Annotated in this window: 17 protein-coding genes; 13 read left to right on the top strand and 4 right to left on the bottom strand. The window is 43.5% G+C overall.

What is annotated here, in order from left to right:
- Positions 1-96: 96 nt before the first annotated feature.
- A complete protein-coding gene (locus tag BMX50_RS23485) occupies positions 97-1671 on the top strand; it encodes a glycoside hydrolase family 10-like protein (protein WP_091215015.1) in 1575 nt (524 codons plus the stop codon).
- A 153-nt stretch (positions 1672-1824) separates the two neighbouring features.
- Here BMX50_RS23485 and BMX50_RS23480 read toward each other — a convergent pair whose 3' ends face one another.
- The 4 genes from BMX50_RS23480 to BMX50_RS23465 all read right to left on the bottom strand — a co-directional run bounded on the left by BMX50_RS23480 (position 1825) and on the right by BMX50_RS23465 (position 9063).
- Positions 1825-2613 carry a DUF1835 domain-containing protein gene (locus tag BMX50_RS23480; protein WP_091215012.1) on the bottom strand — a complete coding sequence of 263 codons (789 nt, stop codon included), beginning with the start codon at positions 2611-2613 and terminating at the stop codon, positions 1825-1827.
- Positions 2614-2776: 163 nt separating this feature from the next.
- A complete protein-coding gene (locus BMX50_RS23475) occupies positions 2777-6115 on the bottom strand; it encodes a vitamin B12-dependent ribonucleotide reductase (RefSeq protein WP_091215008.1) in 3339 nt (1112 codons plus the stop codon).
- A 497-nt stretch (positions 6116-6612) separates the two neighbouring features.
- Positions 6613-7374 carry a phosphosulfolactate synthase gene (locus tag BMX50_RS23470; protein WP_091215006.1) on the bottom strand — a complete coding sequence of 254 codons (762 nt, stop codon included), beginning with the start codon at positions 7372-7374 and terminating at the stop codon, positions 6613-6615.
- A gap of 285 nt (positions 7375-7659) precedes the next feature.
- Complete coding sequence (locus BMX50_RS23465) at positions 7660-9063, bottom strand: tetratricopeptide repeat protein (protein WP_091215004.1); 1404 nt, start codon at positions 9061-9063, stop codon at positions 7660-7662.
- A 239-nt stretch (positions 9064-9302) separates the two neighbouring features.
- Here BMX50_RS23465 and amaB point away from each other — a divergent pair, with 239 nt between their 5' ends.
- The 12 genes from amaB to BMX50_RS23405 all read left to right on the top strand — a co-directional run bounded on the left by amaB (position 9303) and on the right by BMX50_RS23405 (position 23039).
- Positions 9303-10844, top strand: a complete 1542-nt coding sequence (gene amaB, locus BMX50_RS23460) for an L-piperidine-6-carboxylate dehydrogenase (protein ID WP_091215001.1) — start codon at positions 9303-9305, stop codon at positions 10842-10844.
- 447 nt (positions 10845-11291) lie between these two features.
- Positions 11292-12941: a S8 family serine peptidase gene (locus tag BMX50_RS23455; protein ID WP_091214997.1), complete on the top strand. Its 1650-nt coding sequence runs from the start codon at positions 11292-11294 to the stop codon at positions 12939-12941.
- Between the two features lie 161 nt (positions 12942-13102).
- Positions 13103-13624 (top strand): YceD family protein, encoded by a 522-nt coding sequence (locus tag BMX50_RS23450; RefSeq protein WP_091214994.1) that lies wholly within the window; start codon positions 13103-13105, stop codon positions 13622-13624.
- A gap of 16 nt (positions 13625-13640) precedes the next feature.
- Positions 13641-13832, top strand: a complete 192-nt coding sequence (gene rpmF, locus BMX50_RS23445) for a 50S ribosomal protein L32 (RefSeq protein WP_090534782.1) — start codon at positions 13641-13643, stop codon at positions 13830-13832.
- Positions 13833-13848: 16 nt separating this feature from the next.
- On the top strand, positions 13849-14787 hold the full coding sequence (gene plsX, locus BMX50_RS23440; protein ID WP_091214992.1) for a phosphate acyltransferase PlsX: 939 nt from the start codon (positions 13849-13851) through the stop codon (positions 14785-14787).
- A 10-nt stretch (positions 14788-14797) separates the two neighbouring features.
- On the top strand, positions 14798-15787 hold the full coding sequence (locus BMX50_RS23435) for a beta-ketoacyl-ACP synthase III (RefSeq protein ID WP_091214990.1): 990 nt from the start codon (positions 14798-14800) through the stop codon (positions 15785-15787).
- A 287-nt stretch (positions 15788-16074) separates the two neighbouring features.
- A complete protein-coding gene (accB, locus tag BMX50_RS23430) occupies positions 16075-16548 on the top strand; it encodes an acetyl-CoA carboxylase biotin carboxyl carrier protein (RefSeq protein ID WP_091214988.1) in 474 nt (157 codons plus the stop codon).
- A 147-nt stretch (positions 16549-16695) separates the two neighbouring features.
- Positions 16696-18030: an acetyl-CoA carboxylase biotin carboxylase subunit gene (gene accC, locus BMX50_RS23425; protein ID WP_091214985.1), complete on the top strand. Its 1335-nt coding sequence runs from the start codon at positions 16696-16698 to the stop codon at positions 18028-18030.
- Positions 18031-18097: 67 nt separating this feature from the next.
- Positions 18098-18964, top strand: coding sequence for a twin-arginine translocase subunit TatC (gene tatC, locus BMX50_RS23420; RefSeq protein WP_091214982.1), 867 nt, complete (start codon positions 18098-18100; stop codon positions 18962-18964).
- 169 nt (positions 18965-19133) lie between these two features.
- Positions 19134-19571: a ribose 5-phosphate isomerase B gene (gene rpiB, locus BMX50_RS23415; RefSeq protein ID WP_091214979.1), complete on the top strand. Its 438-nt coding sequence runs from the start codon at positions 19134-19136 to the stop codon at positions 19569-19571.
- A gap of 138 nt (positions 19572-19709) precedes the next feature.
- Positions 19710-21278 (top strand): M28 family peptidase, encoded by a 1569-nt coding sequence (locus tag BMX50_RS23410; RefSeq protein WP_091214976.1) that lies wholly within the window; start codon positions 19710-19712, stop codon positions 21276-21278.
- Positions 21279-21650: 372 nt separating this feature from the next.
- Positions 21651-23039: a LutB/LldF family L-lactate oxidation iron-sulfur protein gene (locus BMX50_RS23405; RefSeq protein WP_091214973.1), complete on the top strand. Its 1389-nt coding sequence runs from the start codon at positions 21651-21653 to the stop codon at positions 23037-23039.
- Position 23040: the final 1 nt, after the last annotated feature.

Here is a 23040-nt window from a genome sequence, read left to right as displayed (position 1 = left end):
TTTAAAACACAATACGGCTTCAATTTTTATACTTCATAATAAACCTGCTACGTTATGAGTTTATATCTTTGCAGCTTTCTAACTTAATATTATTTGATGCATATATACAAACGGTTCATATTCCTGATCATAACCCTGATTACATATTTAACAGCTAATGCGCAGCCGGCTGAGCTTGTTCCGGCTCCGGTTGATGTAAAAATGCAGCCCAAACGCGAATTCAGGGGGGTATGGATAGCAACCGTAGTTAATATCGACTGGCCAACCAATTCCAGATCACCGTCCGAAAAGCAAAAGCAGGAGCTTATAGATATATTAAACTCGCACCAGGAAACCGGTATTAATGCCGTTATGCTCCAGGTGCGGCCGGCCGCCGACGCATTTTATGCCAAAAGCCGCGAGCCATGGTCAAAATATTTAACCGGCAAACAAGGTCAGGCCCCAAGTCCAAACTATGATCCGCTTGAATTTGCCATTACCGAAGCCCATAAGCGCGGCATGGAGCTGCATGCCTGGTTTAACCCTTACCGTGCTACGTTTGACGGCAACTTTGCAGCGCTTAGTCCACAACATATTACCAAGATAAAACCAGAGTGGTTTTTCACTTATGGTGGGATAAAAACCTTTAATCCCGGCCTGCCCGAAGTACGGGATTATATTGTACAGGTGATATTGGATGTAGTGGATAACTATGATATTGATGGTGTACACATGGACGATTATTTTTATCCATACCCTATTGCCGGCCAAAAAATCAACGACGAAGAAACGTTTAAAAAATATGGCGAAGGCTACGATAATATTAAAGACTGGCGCCGCCACAATGTGGATTTGCTGATACATATGATTGCTGATAGCGTTCATGCTCATGATCCTAATATCAAATTTGGCATTAGTCCGTTTGGCATCTGGGCCAATAAGGCACAAAACGACGAAGGCTCCGAAACTAACGGCGGCTCGTCATATTATGAAAACTATGCCGATACCCGCAAATGGGTTAAAGAAGGCTGGATAGATTATATCAATCCACAGCTTTACTGGCAGATAGGCAATCGCGCTGCCGATTTTCAGAAACTGTTAAGCTGGTGGAGCGATAACACCTATGGCAGGCACCTGTACGTAGGCCAGGCAGCTTACCGTATTAACGAACGCAAGGTTCAGGCTTTCAGAAACCCGGCACAGTTACCGCAACAAATAGAACTTATCCGCGATAACCCGAGGGTGCAGGGCAGCGTTTATTTTAGCTCAAATTCGCTTACCAGCAACCCGCTTGGTTTTACCGATTCGTTGCGTGATAATTATTACCAATACCCGGCCCTGCCGCCTGTAATGCTTTGGCGCGATTCAATTCCGCCTAATGCCCCGCAGCAGGTTACGGCAAAAGCAGTAGGTAAAAGCGTGGCCGTAAGGTGGCTTGCCCCGGCGTTGGCTAAAGATGAAGAGCCGGTTTATGGTTATGTGATCTATCGTTTTAACGATGGCGAAAAGATCGATATCGACAATCCTAAAAATATCCTTAAGATTAAATATGATCCTACGCTGGGATATGATGACAATACTGTTATTAAGGGTAAAACCTATTTTTACGTGATTACCGCCTTAGATAGGATGAAGAACGAGAGTGAACGATCTCCTACGATAGCGGTCACAGTGCCGCAAGAATCATACTAACCGTTGTCATTTCGAAACGAGGAACGAGTGAGAAATCTTATACGCTATATCAAGCGGCCATGCAAAGCGTTTAAGCATAGCGTATAAGATTTCTCTTTCGCCCCAATGCTCAACCGTGCCCTTGCTCCATCGAAAAGACAATACGTTGATTAATTAAACTTCTATCAGCCCCTTTTCCTTCAATTTATTGAGGTAGATATCAATCTCCGAATCTCCCATGCCAAAAATGCTTTCAGATTTCCAAAAGGCATGATAAATTTCGATTTTGGTTTTAGCGCCGTTATTGTAAATATCCAGTAGCCTTTGTTCGATATATGTCAATCCGTCTGCATTGGTTTGCATTCGTTTGAGGTGTGCTTTTAATGCAGATTTAAGCAATGGAACACCACCCCAAAAAGTATTTTCATCGAGCCATTTTTCTAAGCCTTCAAGATCATTATTTACATACAACCTCCAGGCATCAAAGGCAAGGCCCAGCTCCCATTCGTTCAGGCGTTCGCGGGCATCATACAGTTCTTCAAACTGTTCGCCGTTTAGCTCGCCTAATCCTTTCTTATTATCAAACTGAATACAATCTGCCAAACAAATGAGGTAAATAGCCGGGGCCGACATATCGGTTTTTAGCGATAACATCTCCAATACTCCCAACAGGTTTATCTGGCAATGCAAGTCGAACTCAAACCACAGGTTAATCTCTTTGTACTGGCTGTTCAGTTTGCCAAGCTCGTCCAACACTTTATGCTGGTAATCACCCTCCGGTGCATTAAACGTTTTATTGATCCAGTCTCTCCGTGCACTCCAAAAACTACCCGAAAGGATATTTTCCTGCAGAGGGCCTTCAGAAAATACTTCCCGCCAAACCATAACGTCGCCGTCGAGCCCGGTTTGATCAAAGCCGTCCAACGCAGCATCACCATTTAATATGTGTAGGATAGAGTTCATAAAAGCTAAGTTATAAATAATTAGCCCACCGCCCCCCTAAAGGGGGAGTTTTTGATTTGTTATGACAATACTTAAAAAATCACGTTGAAAAAACAAGCCCCACCTGAGGGGCGGGGCTGTCACATAATTAACTATTTATAATTGATTGAAAAATCCTTGTTTATTAAGAGCAGCCCATCGAGTTGCCGCAGTTTAAGCATTTATAGCAGGTACCGGAACGTACTGTTGTATGCCCGCAAACGTTGCAGCTCGGCGCATCGCTTTGTACTCCCATACTAACGTCGAAAGATAAACCTTTTCTTTGAGCATTTGAAGAATTATCTGAAGATACCTGATTATGGGTAGATGGCTGGTAAACATTAGTTTCATCAGTATTAAAATCCTCATCGCCCATTTGCGGGTTGCCTAACACGCCGTTTTTTTCGGTAATAATATGTACAAGATCGGTACGGTCCTGGTATTCATAGCCCAGCATCCTGAAAATGTAATCGATAATAGAAGTAGCGCTCTTAATGTTCGGGTGCCCCACAACCATACCGGCCGGTTCAAAGCGGGTGAAAGTAAATTTCTCTACATACTCTTCAAGCGGCACGCCATATTGCAAACCTACCGAAACGGCAATGGCAAAACAGTTCATGAGCGAGCGGAAAGTAGCTCCCTCTTTGTGCATATCCACAAAAATTTCGCCCAGGGTGCCATCCTCATATTCGCCGGTGCGTACAAATACATTTTGACCACCGATATTGGCTTTTTGGGTAAAGCCGCGACGCTTATACGGTAGATTTTTCTTTTCAACCACCCGTGATAACTGGCGCATGAAAGCGGTGTCCTTTGATTTTTCCATGATGGCCATGGCGGCTTCAATAACCTGTTCCGGGGTTAAGTCTGCCAGTTTTACATTGGCAGCTTCACCCAATACTTCTTCAACGGTATCCAGTTTATCATCGGCTTCCTCTTTAACATCTGATTTGGTTGAAAGCGGTTGCGACAGTTTACAGCCATCGCGGTAAAGCGCGTTGGCCTTTAAGCCCAACTGCCATGAAAGCTCATAACAATCTTTGATTTCCTCAACTTTAGCTTCGTTTGGCAGGTTAATAGTTTTGGAAATAGCGCCAGAAAGGAAAGGTTGTGCGGCGGCCATCATCTTGATATGACCATAAGCGTGGATGTAACGCTCGCCTTTCGCCCCACATTTATTAGCACAATCAAAAATTGGGTAATGTTGCTGTTTAAGGTACGGAGCCCCTTCAATGGTCATGGTACCGCAGATATATTCGTTAGCTTCGGCAATCTGTTTTTTATTGAAGCCGATGGCTTTTAATAAACTAAAGTCGGCAGCATTGTATTGCTCGGCATTCATGCCAAGGCGTTTCAGGCAATCTTCGCCCAATGTCCAGATGTTGAAAGCAAAACTTATTTCAAATGCTGATACCATTGCCTTGTCCAGTTTTTCCAGTTCATCGTCTGTAAAACCTTTGGCTTTAAGTGTATCAATGTTGATGTGTGGCGCGCCTTTTAAAGTCGCGGCACCCTTTGCGTAATTTACTATAGCTGTAACCTCATGCTCCTGGTAACCTAAGTTGCGTAAGGCTTCAGGCACTGCCTGGTTAATAATCTTGAAGTAACCTCCGCCAGATAGTTTTTTAAATTTAACCAGCGCAAAATCAGGTTCGATACCGGTAGTATCACAGTCCATTACTAAACCGATAGTACCGGTTGGCGCTATAACAGTAGTTTGGGCATTCCGGTAACCATATTTTTCGCCCATTTCAACCGCTTTATCCCAGGCATTACAGGCCGCTGAAAGCAAATAATCAGGGCAGATTTTTTGGTCGATACCCGGGGGAGCAATTTCCAGCCCCTCATAGTTTTCGGTTGAATTATAAGCCGCGTAGCGATGGTTGCGCATTACCCGCATCATGTGTGCTTTGTTATCATTATAACGACTGAAAGTACCCAGTTCGCGGGCCATTTCGGCCGAGGTGGCGTAGGCTGTGCCGGTCATGATAGCAGTAATCGCTCCGCCAATAGCGCGGGCCTCGTCACTGTCATAAGGAATGCCGTTTACCATCAATGCCGAGCCAAGGTTGGCATAACCCAAACCAAGCGTACGGTAATCATAGGATAGCTGCGCTACTTCTTTAGACGGGAACTGCGCCATCAATACCGAAATTTCCAGCACTATAGTCCACATGCGGCAGGCATGCTCAAATCCTTTTACATCAAACACCCGGGTTTGCGAGTCGAAGAAATGAGCAAGATTGATGGATGCTAAATTACAGGCCGTATTATCCAGGAACATATACTCCGAACATGGGTTGGAGGCATTGATCCTGCCACCTTCGGGGCAAGTATGCCACTCGTTAATGGTACTATCAAACTGCACACCCGGATCGGCACAGGCCCATGCCGCAAATGAGATATCATCCCATAACTTTTGAGCGGATATTGATTTAACCGTTTTGCCGCTCATCCTACTGGTTAAATTCCAGCTTGAACCGGTTTTAAGCGCTGTGAAAAAGCTATTGGGAATACGTACCGAGTTATTAGAGTTTTGACCGGATACCGTGCGATAGGCCTCGCCTTCGTAATCGGAAGAATAGCCCGCAGCTATCAGTGCGGCTACTTTCTTTTCTTCTTCAACTTTCCAGTTCACGAAACTTTCAATCTCCGGGTGATCAAGATCGAGGCAAACCATTTTGGCCGCACGACGCGTTGTACCGCCAGATTTGATAGCTCCCGCTGCCCTGTCGCCAATTTTCAGAAACGACATCAGGCCCGATGAATAACCGCCTCCCGATAATTTTTCGTTATCTCCACGAATCTTAGAGAAGTTTGTACCCACACCCGATCCATATTTAAAAATGCGCGCCTCGCGAACCCATAGGTCCATGATGCCGCCTTCATTTACCAGGTCATCATCAACAGAAAGAATGAAGCAGGCATGAGGCTGCGGGCGCTCGTAGGCCGACGTTGATTTGCTCAGTTGTTCTGTTACCGGATCGACAAAATAGTGCCCCTGCGGCTTGCCTGTGATGCCGTATGAAGCGTGCAGACCGGTATTGAACCACTGCGGTGAGTTTGGCGCCGCCAATTGTCCCACGATGGTGTAAACAATTTCGTCATAAAATATACCGGCATCTTTTGGTGTGGCGAAGTAGCCGTAACGCATGCCCCAATCCTTCCAGCAATTGGCCATACGGTGTGCAACCTGTTTAATGCTTTTTTCTGATCCCGTTGTTCCATCGGGCTGAGGAACGCCTGCCTTACGGAAATATTTTTGAGCCAGGATATCGGTAGCCACTTGTGACCAGCCAGCCGGCACCTCAACATCATTCATTTCAAACACAGCATCACCGGATGGGTTGCGGATAACCGACGATCGTTTTTCATATTTAAACAGGTCGTAAACGCTGGTGCCTTCTTTGCTAAAATAGCGTTCTGTTTTGAGTCCCTTTCCTCCGCCTGCTGCGGGCACTTTACCGGTAATGTTTTTAGCCATAGCCTTGCGTAAATTATGATAAAATTAACTGAGTAGATGAAACACTAAAAAGGTTCAGGGGTTTTAACTCAAATCTATTAGTATGCTGAATAGCATAATAGTTGGAGTTTTCCACAGGGTTAACAGCAATTGCAGCAGATGAGGATTACGCAATTAAAATAGCCTGATTTTTAGTTTTTTACGATGTTAATAATTATAAATCTTATGCTTTTTCAGGAATAGAAGTGTTAGTTATGTAAGGGCTTTACAATAACCGGTTTACCCCCAGCTGGCGCAAGTCTTGTGTGGTCGCCCGCGTGGGGATGACTTGTGCCTTTAGGAGCCCTTGTAAACGTATAATAGGATTTAGCAAGGAAAGCACAAGTCAGCCACGCTCGTCGTCCCCAACACAAGACTTGCGCTAAAAATGTAAACGTATAATAGGACAAGACACAAACAAAAAGCCTCCGGATTGCTCCGGAGGCTGGGTTAATTGTTATATTAAGATCAGTCAACAATTACATCTCCAAAAAATGGTCGAATGTATCGCTTCGGATACCCAACCTTAAGGTTTCAAGCGGTATAATATCCGTTGGAGCGATATTGCCCAGGCTTACATTTGCCCCTATCAGTTTAATGAACCAAACCTGCTGCGCTTTTTGAGGTGCTTCCCAAATAATGGTTTCTTCGGGAATCTGGGTCAGGATCTCGTCAACCAATCCCTGGCGAACCTCGCCCGAATCACGGTAGATCCCTACGTTACCGCTTTCGCGGGCCTCAGCGATCACTTTCCATGAGCCTGCCTGAATTTCGGCACTCATGAGTTTGATCCATTTATATGGTGCGAAGATCTTTTGTACATCTTTTGAACCTACTTCGGATATTACAGTTACCTGCTTGGCCAGTTCGCTGATGTATTTGCATTTTACATCATGCTCAATGGTGATTGATCCGTCAGATACTTCGCAATGCTCCAGTTGATATTTATCCAGTAAGCGACGGTAATCATCAAACTGGTTACGTACAATAAAGGCTTCAAATAGTGTACCACCAAAATAAACCGGGATTCCGGCTTCACGGTACAGCTTTAGCTTTTGCTCAAGATTAGGCGTAACGTATGATGTAGCCCAACCCAGCTTTACAATATCGGTATACGTGCCTCCTACCTCAATAAAATCTTCCACTTGTCGCAAACTAAGCCCTTTATCCATAACCATAGTAATGCCTTTATCACGTGGTTTAGCTGTACGATCGGGAAGATGATTGATAGTGTAGTTCATTGTGAGTATTTGTTATAGCCTATAACTAAAAGTTCTAACGAGGCAAAGGTCGCAACAAATATGCAGATGTGCAAATTTCAAATGTTAAATGATCTTAAAGCTCATGGTAAATTCATGTTGATGGTGAGTGGGTAAATTATGTTGCAATTTTGTTAACAGAAATTTTAGTAAGGTACAGCGACTATTTACTACTTATAAAGTACAAAAGACGCATGTTATGCGTCTTTTGTACTTTATTTATTTGAAGGAAGAACCATTCACCTAATCAACCATTCACCACTACACCTACTTAGTATACCTGTTAATAATATCCACAATCACTTTGTTTTTTTGCAATTGCGGCAAGTAATCAAACAGGATATAGTGTTTTTCCGGGTCGGCGGCTAAGGCATACTCCAGGTTGTTAAGAGCTTCGTTATACTCGCCTTTTGCAAACAGATAGGCCACCATACGGTAGTAAAGTTCAGCCGCTTCGGGATTGTTTTTGATGGCCTGGGATATGATCTCAATAGCTTCATTAAGCTTTTGCTGCTCATAAAGTATTGAAGAATAATCAAGCCATGCATCAATATCCAGCGGATTCAGTTCCACTACTTTTTCGTAAGCCTTTTCAGCTTCGTCTAAATGACCAAGTTTGTATTCGGCATCAGCTATAGCAAACCAGTAATCGGCATTGGCTATATCCAGGTCGAGTGCCTTTTTGTAGAAATGCAGCGCCTCAAAATAGCGTTCCTCAAAATCAAGGGTTACACCAATTCCAAACCAGGCATCGGCCAGTTTTGGATCCATCTTAACCGATTTTTTGTAGAAGGCACGCGCGTCGTCCATCTGTTCCAGCTTTTCGTAGCATTCGCCAATTGCACAATAAGTATCGGCATTGGGTTGCTCATACTCAAAAGTGTGGCGGTATACTTCTATAGCTTCGGCATATTTTTCAAGATTAACCAGTGCATTGCCTTTGTTGAAATAGGCCGATGCAAAACTGTCCTTAATTAATATAGCATAATCATAAGCATCGATGGCTTTTTCAAACAGGCTCAGCTTGGTATAGGCGTTGCCTAAGTTATACCACGCCGCATAGCTGTATGGTTCGTTATCGATATACTGCTGATAAAATTGTACGCTTTCCTGCTGGTTGTCCATTACATCATAGCAAAAAGCAAGCTCGTAAAGGGCATCCTGGTTTTCCATATTTTGCTTAAGACAAAGCTTAAGATAAGTTATGGCAGTATCATAATCACCCATGTTTTGGTAAACGTAGGCAATGTGCAGCAGGATCTCGTCGGTCTCTTCAGCAAGGTCAAGGGCCTTTTCGTAGTTTTCCAGCGCCTCTGAAAAACGTTCCAGGCTTTCGTACAGGTTACCACGGATAATATAAATATCCGCGTCAGATGCTTCGAGCATAGCAGCTTTATCCAGCGCGGCAAAAGCCTCCGGAACTTTGTTGCTTACCACAAGCAGTTGGGCCTGTTTGATCAGGAAAATTGCCGCAAAAGGGTGCTGGCTCCGTGCATACTCTGCTACCTGTAATGCCCTGGCCGGATCATTTTTTTCGATGTAGTAGTCGATAATGTTCTCAAACGCCTGGGCATCAAAAAAGTACAAGTCCTGATTTCTGATCATTTCCTCGTACCGTTCTACCGAAAATTTTGGGTCTTCGGTAAAACCAAATTCAAATTCTTCTTCCATTCAATTTTGTTTGCAGAACATCCGCTTTAGGTTGACAAATTGCCTTGTAAAGACTTATTGAGACTCAAATTACAACAAGTAAGTAACCAAAATGCAATTTAGTTTTCAACATTCAAACATTCTTAACAACTGTTCAATACAAATCATTGATAATTAATGAAAATGAATACAACAGGCAAGCGATGAGTGATTCTGAAAAATTGCCCTAAAGATTTCTACCTTTGACAAAAGTAACAATTATGGAGCCTAATATTTCAGATATCCTAAAACGTTTACATATAAACGATATTAACGATGCCTTTAGTACAGGCGGCAACTGGGGCAGCAGCGCCGGTGCTGCAGTAAAAGATATAACATCACCAGTCGATGGAAAAAAGATAGCTTCGGTACGCCTGGCAACCGAGGCCGATTATAACCAGACTGTTGAACAAGCCGCCAAAGCATTTAAAACCTGGCGAAAAACACCTGGCCCAAAACGTGGCGAGATTGTACGCCAGATTGGTGAAGCGCTGCGTGCTGCCAAGCAGGATCTGGGTACTTTGGTATCGTACGAAATGGGCAAAAGTCTGCAGGAAGGATTGGGCGAAGTACAGGAAATGATAGATATTGCTGATTTTGCCGTTGGCCTGAGCCGCCAGCTATACGGTTTAACCATGCACAGCGAAAGGCCCGACCACCGCATGTATGAGCAATACCACCCGCTGGGCATAGTTGGTATCATTTCGGCATTTAACTTCCCCGTTGCTGTTTGGAGTTGGAACTCATTACTGGCATGGGTTTGCGGTGATGTATGCATCTGGAAACCATCCGAAAAAACACCTTTAACTGCCATAGCCTGCCAGCATATTGCTCAGGAAGTTTTTAAAAAGAATAACATTGAAGAAGGTGTATCATGCCTGGTAATTGGCGACCGTAACATCGGCGAACTGATGGCTGCCGATACCCGTGTTCCATTAGTATCTGCTACCGGCTCAACCCGCATGGGTAAGGCAGTAAGTGCGGCGGTTGGCGCAAGGCTGGGCAAAAGCTTGCTGGAACTTGGCGGCAATAATGCCATCATCATCAGCGAAAATGCTGATCTGGATATGTCGCTCATTGGTGCGGTGTTTGGTGCGGTGGGTACAGCCGGTCAGCGTTGCACCAGTACCCGCAGGCTCATTATTCACGAAAGTGTTTACGACGCATTTAAGCAAAAGCTTGTAAATGCCTATAAGCAAATCAGGATTGGTAACCCATTGAATGAGCACAACCACATGGGCCCGCTCATTGATACCGATGCTGTGGCCTTATACCTCGGTTCGATTGAGAAATGCAAGGCAGAAGGAGGCAACTTTGTAGTTGAAGGCGGCAAGCTGGAAGGCGCAGGTTATGAATCGGGCTGTTATGTAAAACCCTGCATTGCGGAAGTTGAAAATCATTTTAAGATAGTGCAGCACGAAACCTTTGCGCCTATCCTTTACCTCATCAAATACAGCACTATTGACGAAGCCATTGAGCTGCAGAATGGAGTTCCTCAAGGCCTGTCGTCAGCTATTATGACCAATAATTTACGTGAGGCAGAACAATTTTTGTCGTACGCTGGTTCTGATTGCGGAATTGCCAATGTTAACATCGGCACATCGGGTGCGGAGATAGGCGGCGCATTCGGAGGTGAAAAAGAAACCGGCGGCGGCCGGGAATCAGGATCGGATGCCTGGAAAGTTTATATGAGGCGGCAAACCAATACTATAAACTATTCAAAAACGTTGCCTTTAGCCCAGGGGATAAAGTTTGATTTGTAAATCAAACTTTATGTCATTGCGAGCGGAGCGTGGCAATCACACGGAAGTATAGCGGCTCTGTATAGTATGCGATTGCTTCGTCGTTCCTCCTCGCAATGACATTAGTTGTGTTTTTGCGTTAGGGATAGTAGCGGATACCGGCCACGAGCTTAAGGCCTGCAGGCGTATGAGCGAATAGCCCGGCCGGAGGCAACGCCCAAATAGTTAGATCAATCATAATAGCTCCCGACAGGAGGAAATACATAAAATAAAGGAAACTTATATCTTAAGAAGCCGTTAAAAAAAGATTTAATCAAATAGTTAAAAAGGGATCAAACATATAAGGTACAAAAAGTAATCTCAAATTATGCACATCTGCTTTGTGAATTGGGGATTGCATCGTACCTCGCAATGACGCTTTTATAACAAGCTTCTAAAGAATTCTATATATCATATTATACACTGTTCATGTTCAAATTTTGTAAGTACGTAGGCGCAACCACTTTATCAGCAGCATTATTAGTTAATTTACCAGCATCGGCACAACAAGCACCGGTTGCCGATCCTGCCCTGCCAAAAGCCTGGCACCTGCTTGACTTAAAAGAGAGCGGCTTTTTCGGCATCAGCTTAAAGCAGGCTTACATGTTTGTGCAAGGAAAAAAGAGCAAGCCGGTTGTAGTTGCTACTATTGACAGCGGCGCCGATACCTCGCAAACAGACCTGAAAACAGTGTTATGGGTAAATAAAAAAGAAATTCCCGGTAATGGCATTGATGATGACCATAACGGCTATATTGATGATATTCACGGATGGAATTTTTTAGGCGGTCCTGGCGGTAAGGCCGACTTTACCGAAACTACAGAAGAAGTACGTGAATATAACAAGCTAAAAGACAAGTATGCTTCAGTTACAGATTCGACTGCCACTAATAAAAAGGAATATGCTTATTGGCTGCGTGTTAAAACGGTTTATGATTCAACAGTAAACAAAGCTAATACCGAGATCGGCCAACTTTCGCCGGTGATGAACGCCCTGATGGTTACCAGCGGCTATATTAAACGGGGCCTTAATTTACCAGCCAACGGCACCTTTACCCAGGCCGACCTTGTTAAGGTTAAGGCCGCTAATGATACCTTAAGTCAAAGTAAATATGTTTGGGAGTCGGTATTTTCGCAGGAGGGTGCGGGTTCTACCAACGCCAAAATTATTAAAGACTTAAGCGAATACCTGGCGAAGCTTAACAATGATGTATCTCCTGATCTTACCTCACGCAAGCGCATTGTAGGTGATGATCCGGATACGATGGACGGCAAACCATATGGCAACAACCTGGTAAAGTTTGCTGACGCTGCACATGGCACGGGAGTAGCCGGGCTTATTGGTGCGGTACGTAATAACAACTATGGCATTAACGGTGTAGCTGATAACGTAAAGTTAATGATCATCAAGGCCGTGCCTAATGGCGATGAATACGATAAGGACGTGGCCAACGCCATCCGCTATGCTGTTGACAATGGTGCACGTGTGGTTAACATGAGCTTTGGCAAAAAGATTTCGCCGCATAAGGAATGGGTTGATGCTGCCTTTAAATATGCCGCATCAAAAAATGTTTTACTGGTAATGGCTGCCGGCAATGACAACCAGGACATGGATGCGCAGCCCGAATTTCCGAATGATACTTTTTTAGATGGCTCATCAACCGACGCTGATAACGTGATCAGTGTAGGCGCTTCGGGCCCTAAATTGGGGCAAAACCTTGCAGGCGATTTTTCCAATTACGGTAAAAAAAGCGTTGATATTTTTGCGCCTGGAGTAAAGGTAACTTCTATTACTACCGATGCTGAAGTTGATACCGAAGATGGCACCAGCTTTTCATCGCCAATAACTGCAGGTATAGCTGCTTTGATATTAGAGTATTACCCAACCCTGAGCGCCAAACAGGTTAAGGAAGCCATTTTGGGCTCAGCAACACCGCTTACAGGCACCATGGTGTTAAAACCCGGCAGTAAAACAGAAAAGGTTGATTTTACAACACTTTCAAAAACAGGGGGTATAGTAAACGCATATAAGGCATTGCAACTGGCTTCAAAAATGAAACCAGAGGTTTTGCCAAACTAATTTCATTAAATGGAACAGTGATTTTTGCACGGCTCAAAAATCACTGTATTTCAACCTTTTACCTTTCATCTTTCTCCTTTTACCTTCCTAAAAGGGCAAAATAAAAAAACACTTTCCAGTTATGGTATTTTTCCCTACATTTGCGGGCTAATTGTTGCTCATTGAAATCGCTTAAGAAATATTCGATTCCCTTTACGGGGCTTAAACTTGGGAAACACCTGTTTGAGTATGACATACAGGATGATTTTTTTGACGAGTTTGAATACTCACTCGTTAAAAAAGCAACCCTGCACTGTGAAGTAGAACTGGATAAGCAGGAAACTATGCTGATCCTGAATTTTAAGATAGATGGCACAATTGATACCACCTGCGACAGGTGTCTGAAGGTATTGCCAATACAACTTGACATTACCGAACAGCAGATAGCTAAATTTAGCGATGAGCCTGTTGATGAGGATGAAGAAATTATAACACTTGGCAAAAATGATCATGAGATCGATGTTGCCGGGTTGATATATGAATACATTAATGTTGCAGTGCCGTTTATATCAATTTGCGGCGAGGGTAACACCTCAACCTGTGACAAAGAAATGCTTGACAAGCTTAACAGCTTATCGGCAAATGGTGAACAAAGTGAGCAAACAGACCCACGGTGGGATGCGCTCAAAAACATGAATAAATAATTAATATTAGGATATTATGCCACATCCAAAGCGGAAATTTTCAAAATCAAGGAGAGATAAACGCAGAACCCATTACAAAGCGGAAGCTCCAACTTTAACTACATGCCAAACTACAGGCGCTGTGCACTTGCCACACCGTGCATATACTGTTGATGGTAACGTTTACTACAACGGTAAAGTTCTTATTGAGAAAGCAGCAGTAGCCTAAGTTTAATTTTCTGAAAATGAAGATTGGCTTAGATATTATGGGCGGTGATTACGCTCCCAAAGCAGCTGTTTTAGGAGCTATCGAAGCTTATAAAACTTTATCTGCCGACCAGAAACTGGTACTCATTGGCGATAAGGAAGTTACAGTAAGTATTCTTCAGGAAAATGGTGTAAGCCCTGATAACTTCGAGTTTGTACATACAACCGAGGTTATTGGTATGGGCGAACATCCTACTAAAGCTATTGTTCAGAAGCCTGATTCGAGCATATCAGTTGGTTTCCAACTGCTTAAAGCTGGCGAAATTCAGGCTTTCTCATCAGCTGGCAATACCGGCGCTATGCTTGTTGGCGCCATGTTCAGCGTAAAAACTATTCCAGGCGTTGTACGCCCGGCTATGACTACTATTGTACCCAAACTTAAAGGAGGTTTGGGTATTTTATTGGATGTAGGTGCCAACGCCGATTGCAAGCCTGATGTGCTTGTTCAATTTGGTGTGCTGGGCAGCTTATTTGCTCAAACCGTTTATGATATAGCTAACCCTCGGGTTGCGCTTATAAACATTGGCGAAGAAGAGGAAAAAGGCAATTTACTTTGCCAGGCTACCTATCCATTAATGAAAGAAACAAAGCTGTTTAACTTTGTTGGCAATGTTGAAGGACGCGATCTTTTTAGCGAAGGTACCGACGTTTATGTATGCGATGGTTTTACCGGCAATGTAATATTAAAGCTTGCCGAATCGTTTTACGTTATAACGAGGAAGAAACAGCTGAAGGATGAGTTTTTTGACAGGTTTAATTATGAACAATACGGTGGCAGCCCAATATTGGGAGTGAATGCTCCGGTTGTTGTTGGTCACGGTATCTCGAGCCCGGAGGCTATAAAAAACATGGTTCTTTTATCAAGGAACATGGTAGAGAGTAACCTCGTTGATAAAATAAAACAAGCATTCCAGTAATTTTATAAAGATGAGTAAAGTTCATGCCGCTATTACCGCTGTACATGGTTACGTTCCCGACTATGTATTAACCAACCAGGAACTGGAAACAATGGTTGATACAAACGACGAATGGATAACCAGCCGTACCGGTATCAAAGAGCGACGCATATTAAAAGGCGAAGGCCTTGCTACATCTGATATGGCGGTCCCTGCCGTTACCGAACTCCTTAAAAAGCGCGGTATCGGTGCCGATGAGATCGATCTTATCATCTTCTGTACTACCACCCCCGATATGATTTTCCCGGCTACCGCCAACATTTTGGCCCACAAAATTGGCGCTAAAAATGCATGGGGATTTGATTTACAGGCTGCATGCTCTGGTTTCTTATACGGATTAACTTCGGGCGCGCAGTTTATTGAAAGCGGCAAGCATAAAAAAGTGTTGGTTGTTGGCGGCGATAAAATGTCGGCCATTGTAAACTATAAAGACCGCGCTACCTGCATCATTTTTGGCGATGGCTGTGGCGCTGCCCTGCTTGAACCTAATGAGGAAGGCAATGGCCTTATCGACTCTATTTTAAGAAGCGATGGCGCCGGAGGTCAGTATCTGAACCTTAAAGCCGGTGGCTCATTGAAACCAGCCAGTCATGCTACTGTTGACGCAGGCGAACATTATGCTTACCAGGAAGGACAGGCAGTGTTCAAATTCGCTGTAACCAATATGGCCGATGTTGCTCATGAGGTTATGGAGCGCAACAACCTTAAAGGCGATGATATTGCCTGGTTGGTGCCACACCAGGCCAACAAGCGCATTATCGATGCTACTGCAAACCGCACTGGTATCAGCCCCGAAAAGGTTATCATCAATATCGAGCGTTACGGCAATACCACCAACGGTACCATCCCATTATGTTTATGGGAATGGGAAAGCAAGTTTAAAAAAGGTGATAACCTTATTTTAGCAGCTTTTGGCGGTGGCTTTACCTGGGGTTCGGTATATTTAAAATGGGCTTATTGATGTGCTAATTTCAGGTGTGCAGATGTGCAGATTTTCTTTGTCTGGGTACATCTACCATATCAAAAAATTAAAACATCTGTAAACGGCACATGTTATCTGCTTATAAAACATATAACACTGTTCAATTGTGAATATAATTGAACATCTGATTAATTAACTAATGTATAATTTGCAACGCAGGGCATTTGCACATCAGTACATGGATTTGCATATTTGCACATCTGTAATTTGCATATTAATTGAATAACTTAGATATAACTTTGTCCCAAACCAATTAATCCTTAAACATGGATATTAAACAAATTCAGGACCTTATTCGCTTTGTTTCCAAATCGGGCGTGAACGAAGTATCAATCGAGCAAAAAGATTTTAAGATCACAATAAAAACCAACGAGGTACAGCCTACGGTGGTTCATGCTACTATCCCGGCTGTTACACAACCTGTGACTCCGGTATTGCCATCTGCTCCGGCTCCGGCACCTGTTGAACCAGCTGCACCGGCCGCTCCGGATACATCGAAATACATTACCGTTAAATCACCTATGATCGGTACTTTTTACCGTTCATCAAGCCCGGATAAACCTTTGTTTGTAAACGTTGGCGATGAGATAAAACCAGGTAGCGTAGTATGTATCATTGAAGCTATGAAACTGTTCAATGAAATTGAATCAGAAGTTTCAGGCCGCATTGTAAAGGTACTTGTTGATAATGCATCACCTGTTGAGTACGATCAACCACTGTTTTTAGTAGAACCAGCTTAGTTAATGTACTGATGTGCAAATTACAGATGTGCAAATGATATTTAATTCGTTTGCACATTTATAATTTACATATTTGCCCATCAATCATTCGTTAATATTTTCATCTGCATATTTGCACATCTGTAATTTGCACATCAAAGAAAAACAATGTTTAAAAAAATATTAATAGCTAACCGTGGCGAGATCGCCCTTCGTGTTATCCGTACCTGTAAGGAAATGGGTATTAAAACGGTAGCTGTATATTCAACTGCCGACCGCGATAGTCTGCATGTTCGTTTTGCCGATGAAGCTGTTTGTATCGGTCCGCCGCCAAGCCGCGATTCATATTTAAATATTCCTAACATCATTTCTGCTGCCGAGTTAACCAATGCGGATGCTATCCACCCTGGTTATGGTTTCTTATCTGAAAACGCTAAGTTTTCGGCTATATGCGCCGAGTATGGTATCAAATTTATTGGTGCTACTGCCGAGCAGATCAACCAGATGGGTGATAAAGCTTCGGCTAAAGATACCATGAAAAAAGCGGGTGTACCTATTGTTCCCGGTTCTGATGGTTTACTTAGCGATGTAAAAACAGGTATCTCTATTGCCAACAAAATTGGCTACCCTGTTATACTGAAGGCAACTGCCGGTGGTGGTGGCCGTGGTATGCGCATTGTTTGGAAAGACGAAGAGTTTGAAAATGCATGGGATTCGGCCCGTGCCGAGTCTGGTGCTGCCTTCGGTAACGACGGCTTGTACCTTGAAAAATATGTTCAGGATCCGCGCCACATCGAAATTCAGGTGGTAGGCGATCAGTTTGGTAAAGTATGTCACCTTTCTGAACGTGATTGCTCTATTCAGCGCCGTCACCAGAAACTGGTTGAAGAAGCCCCTTCTCCGTTCATGACCGAAAAACTTCGTAAAAAAATGGGTGAGGCTGCTATTAAAGGCGCCAAAGCTGTTAAATATGAAGGAGCAGGTACAGTAGAGTTTTTGGTTGATAAAGACCGTAACTTCTACTTTATGGAGATGAATACCCGTATCCAGGTTGAGCACCCGGTTACCGAAGAGGTAATTAACTTCGACCTGATCAAAGAGCAAATCAAAGTTGCTGCAGGTATCCCTATCTCGGGCAAAAACTACGAGCCAACAATGCATGCCATTGAATGCCGCATTAATGCCGAAGATCCGTTTAATGGTTTCCGCCCATCACCAGGTAAAATAACCAACTTCCACTCACCTGGCGGTCATGGTGTACGTATTGATACACACGTTTACTCAGGTTATGTTATTCCGCCAAATTACGACTCAATGATTGCAAAAGTTATTTGCGTGGCGCAAACCCGCGATGAAGCTTTAAGTACCATGGAACGTGCACTGAGCGAGTTTGTAATTGAGGGTATCAAAACCACTATTCCATTCCATTTAAAATTATTGAAAGATCCTAATTTCCGCGCTGGTAATTTTACCACCAAGTTCATGGATACTTTTGAAATATAATTCAAACTATCTTCATAAAAAACAACGTACTTAGCAAGATAGCGTTTATACAGCGGTATATATTACAATGAGCGACAGCAAGATCATCAAGGCCATAAAAGATAAAGGGAAAACGTTAGAGGCAGAAATGTCGTTCTTTGATCACCTCGAAGCTTTAAGGTGGCACCTGGTAAGAGCCTCAATAGCCATTGTAGTATTTACCGCTGTTGTTTTTTATTACTACGACTGGATCTTTGATACTATTATCATGGGGCCCAGTAAGTCAACCTTCTGGACTTACCGTATGCTTTGCAAAATTGGTGCTGCCTTACACCGCGACGGTTTTTGCATTGATAAAGTAAATATTAAATTAATCAATACCGAAATGGCGGGGCAGTTTACCCTCCAAATTAACTCGGCATTAATTATTGGTATTACCCTCGGCGTACCATACCTTATCTGGGAGATATGGCGGTTTATTAAGCCGGCATTGCATGATGCCGAGCGCAAAGCAGCTACAGGGTTTGTATTTTATGCCTGTATCCTTTTCTTTTTAGGTATCACTTTTGGATATTTCGTGATCACCCCAATGTCCATCAATTTCCTGTCGAGCTATACCGTTAGCGCGGCTATTCAAAACTTGTTTGATATTGATTCTTATATCTCATCAGTAGCTACCCTTACCCTTGCTACCGGTATTGTTTTTCAGCTGCCTATACTGGTTTATATATTGGCCAACCTGGGTATCATGACACCTAAGTTCATGAAAGAAACCCGTCGTTATGCTATCGTAGTGATCCTGATCATAGCAGCCGTAGTTACTCCTACACCTGATATGCTTACCATGACGGTTGTTAGTATCCCGCTGTTTGTGCTATATGAGGTTAGTATAGTTGTAGCCGGCCTTGTTGAAAAACGCAGGATCAAGAAAGAAGAAGCTTTGGATAAGGCTTAATAACTTCTTGCTAACGGCATCGGGCATTTATACGTAAATTATTATTAGCAAATAAGTGTTATTCACACATTTCAGGGGTAAATAAACCACCTTTTAAGCGGCCACGCGCCAGTTGGTTTATAACAAATTATTTACCTTTAAAAAGTATTAAACGTTATATTTTTGTTAAATGAAGCAGGGATTAAAAATCGCTATTGGTTCGGATCACGCCGGGTATGAATACAAACAAATTTTAACAGACGCTTTATCATCAGTAGAAATAAAAGACTTCGGCACTTATTCATCCGAATCTGTTGACTATCCCGATTTTGCGCACCCTGTTGCCAATGCCGTTGAAACCGGCGAGTGCGATCTGGGTATCCTGATTTGCGGTGCGGCCAATGGTGTGGCCATAACAGCCAACAAACACCAAAACATCCGCGCGGCTATTTGCTGGAAAGAAGAGATCGCCGTATTGGCCCGCAGCCATAACAACGCCAACATTGTTTGTGTACCTGCCCGTTTTGTTACCCCCGAAGAAGCGAAGGCAATAGTAACTACATTTTTAAATACTGAATTTGAAGGCGGCAGGCATGCTAACCGTGTAGAGAAGATAGCCTGCGCTTGATTTAGGCAGGGAAAGGTAAAAGGCGAAAGGTAAAAGGTTTTTATCGTCCTTCGCTTTGCAAGATGCAGCTACCTTTCGCCTTTAACCTTTTGCCTTTGACCTTAAAGGTCACCTTAAAAAGAACTATTAACTAAAAGAATGAATAAATTACCATTATTGCTTATCGCGCTGGCCTCGGCAACTACGGCCTGTGCCCAGCAGAATACTACGGCAATGAAATACGCCGGGTTGATTACTGCCGAAGACGCGAAAAAGCACCTGAGCATTCTGGCTTCAGACGCCTTTGAAGGCCGTGAAACAGGTAAGCCCGGTGCAGAGAAAGCTGCCAACTATATAGCTGGCGAGTTCAAAAAATTAGGATTGCAGGCTCCCGTTAACGGATCATATTTTTTTAATGTGCCCCTTACCGAAAATGCTTTAAAAGTAACCGCGTTTACCGTCAATGGCAAATCATTTGAGTATGGTACCGATTTTTATTTAGGAGGCTCTTTCCCGGATAAAAGCACATCTGTAACCGATATTGTTTTTGTTGGTTACGGTACCGATGCCGAAATAGGTAACACCGATCTGGCAGGTAAAGTTGTACTTTGGATTAATGAAGATAAGCCTGAAGCAGGTGCTACGCCAAACACCAGTTACCGCATGAGCAATGCGCGCATAAAGGTTGTCAAAAATTTACAAAGCAAAAATCCAGCTATTATATTAGCTGCTAACCCTGGCATTGCGGCAGCATTGGCCCGTTTTGGCAAAAGTGTAGCAAGTCCGAAGTTAACTATTAAAGATGAAGCAGCTAAACCGGCAAATACCAATGCCCCGGTGTTTAACATCACAGCAACTTTAGCCGATGAATTAGTAAAGTCAACTGGTAAAACTTATGCTGATCTTAAATCCGCTTCGGCGACAGCAGTTGCACCGGCAGCAGATATTAAAAACAATGTGGTTATCAACTACGCAACTACCCGAAAAGATGTAAAAGCAGTTGACGTATTAGGCTATATGCCGGGTACCGATCTTAAAGACGAAGTACTCATCTTTTCGGCACACTATGACCACATCGGCTTAAACCCTGATGAAAAAGCTAAAGATAAAGTAAACAACGGTGCCGACGATGACGGCTCGGGCACTACAGGCATTTTAGAAATTGCCCGCGCTTTTTCTAAAGCTAAAAAAGATGGCCACGGCCCGCGCCGCAGTATCCTGTTTTTAGGTAACGTTGGTGAAGAAAAAGGTTTGTTAGGCTCTGAGTATTATTCAGATCATCCTGTATTCCCGTTGGCTAATACCATTACCGATTTAAATATTGACATGATCGGTCGTGTTGGTGAAGAATACATCGGCAAGCCCGATTCTGCAAACTACGTGTACCCTATCGGTTCGGCCATGCTGAGCAAGGAATTACATGAAATTGGTGAGAATGCCAATAATACCTACACCAAGCTAAAACTTGACTATAAGTATGACGATCCTAATGATCCTAACAAGTTTTATTACCGTAGCGATCATTACAACTTTGCAAAGCACGGCGTACCAATTATCTTCTACTTTAACGGTGTACACGCAGATTACCACCAGCCAGGCGACGAGGTAAGCAAAATCAACTTCCCATTGCTGGCCAAACGTGCACAACTGGTATTTTATACCGGCTGGGAACTGGCCAACCGCGATAAACGCCCCGTAGTGGATGCGGTTGCTGGAGAAGGAAAATAGTGAATTATTGATTAGGAGAATGGTTCTCCTACTAAAAATAAAACAGAAAAAGGTGCACAATGTGCGCCTTTTTCTGTTTTATAAATTGACTCCCGCGGGTTTAGCATAGCGTAACCCGCGGGATGTATGTGTTAAGTTTTCAACTTAACTACAGAAGTGGAAAGCTTAACTACTGAAGCTGAAAGCTTCAACTATTTAACACCATGGGTTACGCTGCGCTAAACCCGCGGCAGCGAGGTGTGCCTCTTTTGTTTTAAAGGGATAACCAAAACTATTAGCCTGATCAACTGTTCGAAAAATAAAAAACCACTCACCTAATCAACTTAATCAACCATTCACCAACTTTAAAAACAAAATCCTACTTTCGCATATATGGGAGCAACCGCTGAAGAATTTTTGGTAAAATCGGAGGAGAAGGCATTTGATGCCGATCACCGCCGTATTATCAATTTCAATATTGACCGGTACAATACAGCGGTTTCGCGGGGCCTGTCGCGCATTATTAACTTAGATAATGCCAAGAAAAAAGGCCACGTACTTAAGTGGAAAGTGATGGAAAACCTCGATAAGTTCCTACCGGAGTTTGAGGCTAACTTTCAGAAACGCGGCGGCAAAGTGATCTGGGCAAATGATGTAGAAGAAGCCCAACGCGAGATTCTCAACATCATCCAAAAGGCCAACGCCAAAACCGTGGTCAAATCCAAATCGATGGTTACTGAAGAAATTCATTTGAATGAGTTTTTGGAGAACAACCAGATCGAATCGCTGGAAACAGACCTTGGCGAATACATAGTTCAGCTATTAGGCCAAAAGCCTTACCACATTGTAACCCCGGCCATGCACCTGAGCAAGGAGGATATTGCTAAGCTTTTCCACGAAAAGTTTGGTACTCCCATTGATGCCACGCCAGAGCAAATTACCCTTAAAGCACGCGAGCTGCTTCGAGAAAAATATGTACAGGCCGATGTGGGCATCACAGGCGCCAATTTCCTGCTGGCTGATACCGGCAGCATCGCCATCAGCGAAAACGAGGGCAATGCACGTCTTTGTACTACATTCCCCAAAATCCACATCGCCATTGTGGGTATTGAAAAGATCATTCCTTCCATTACCGATCTGGATTTGTTTTGGCCTATGCTCTCAACCCATGGTACAGGTCAAAATCTTACTGTTTATAATAGCATACTAAGCGGTCCGCGCCAGCCAAACGAAACCGACGGCCCCGAAGAGATGTACGTAGTACTTTTGGATAATGGCCGTACCAATCTTTTGGCAAAAAAAGACCAGCGGCAGGGGCTTTACTGCATCCGTTGCGGAGCCTGCCTTAACGGTTGCCCCATTTATAAAAACATTGGCGGTCATACTTACGCTACTACTTATAGTGGCCCCATCGGTTCTATTATTACACCGCATACACAGGGCATGGAAAATTTCAAACACCTGAGTTATGCTTCAAGCCTGTGTGGTAAATGCACCGAAGTTTGCCCGGTTAAGATCGATATCCACAAAATGTTGCTCCTAAACCGCCGCGATGCAGTAAAAGAAAACCTGGTTACTAACAAAGAGCGCTGGGGCTGGGCCATCTGGAAAAAAGGAATGCTTAAACGTAAGCTTACCGATTTTTTTGGTGGTGGCATGAAAAACTTCCTGCTTAAAACTTTCTTTAAACGTACCTGGGGACATTTGCGCGAGATGCCTAAAGTGGCTGATAAATCATTCAGCAAACAATGGCAGGAGATGAATAACACACCCGAAGAATAGC

It is taken from the genome of Mucilaginibacter gossypiicola (assembly GCF_900110105.1).
GTDB classification, from domain to species: domain Bacteria; phylum Bacteroidota; class Bacteroidia; order Sphingobacteriales; family Sphingobacteriaceae; genus Mucilaginibacter; species Mucilaginibacter gossypiicola.
Note: the sequence above shows the minus strand (reverse complement) of the source record. Positions and strands in the feature narration are given on the sequence as shown.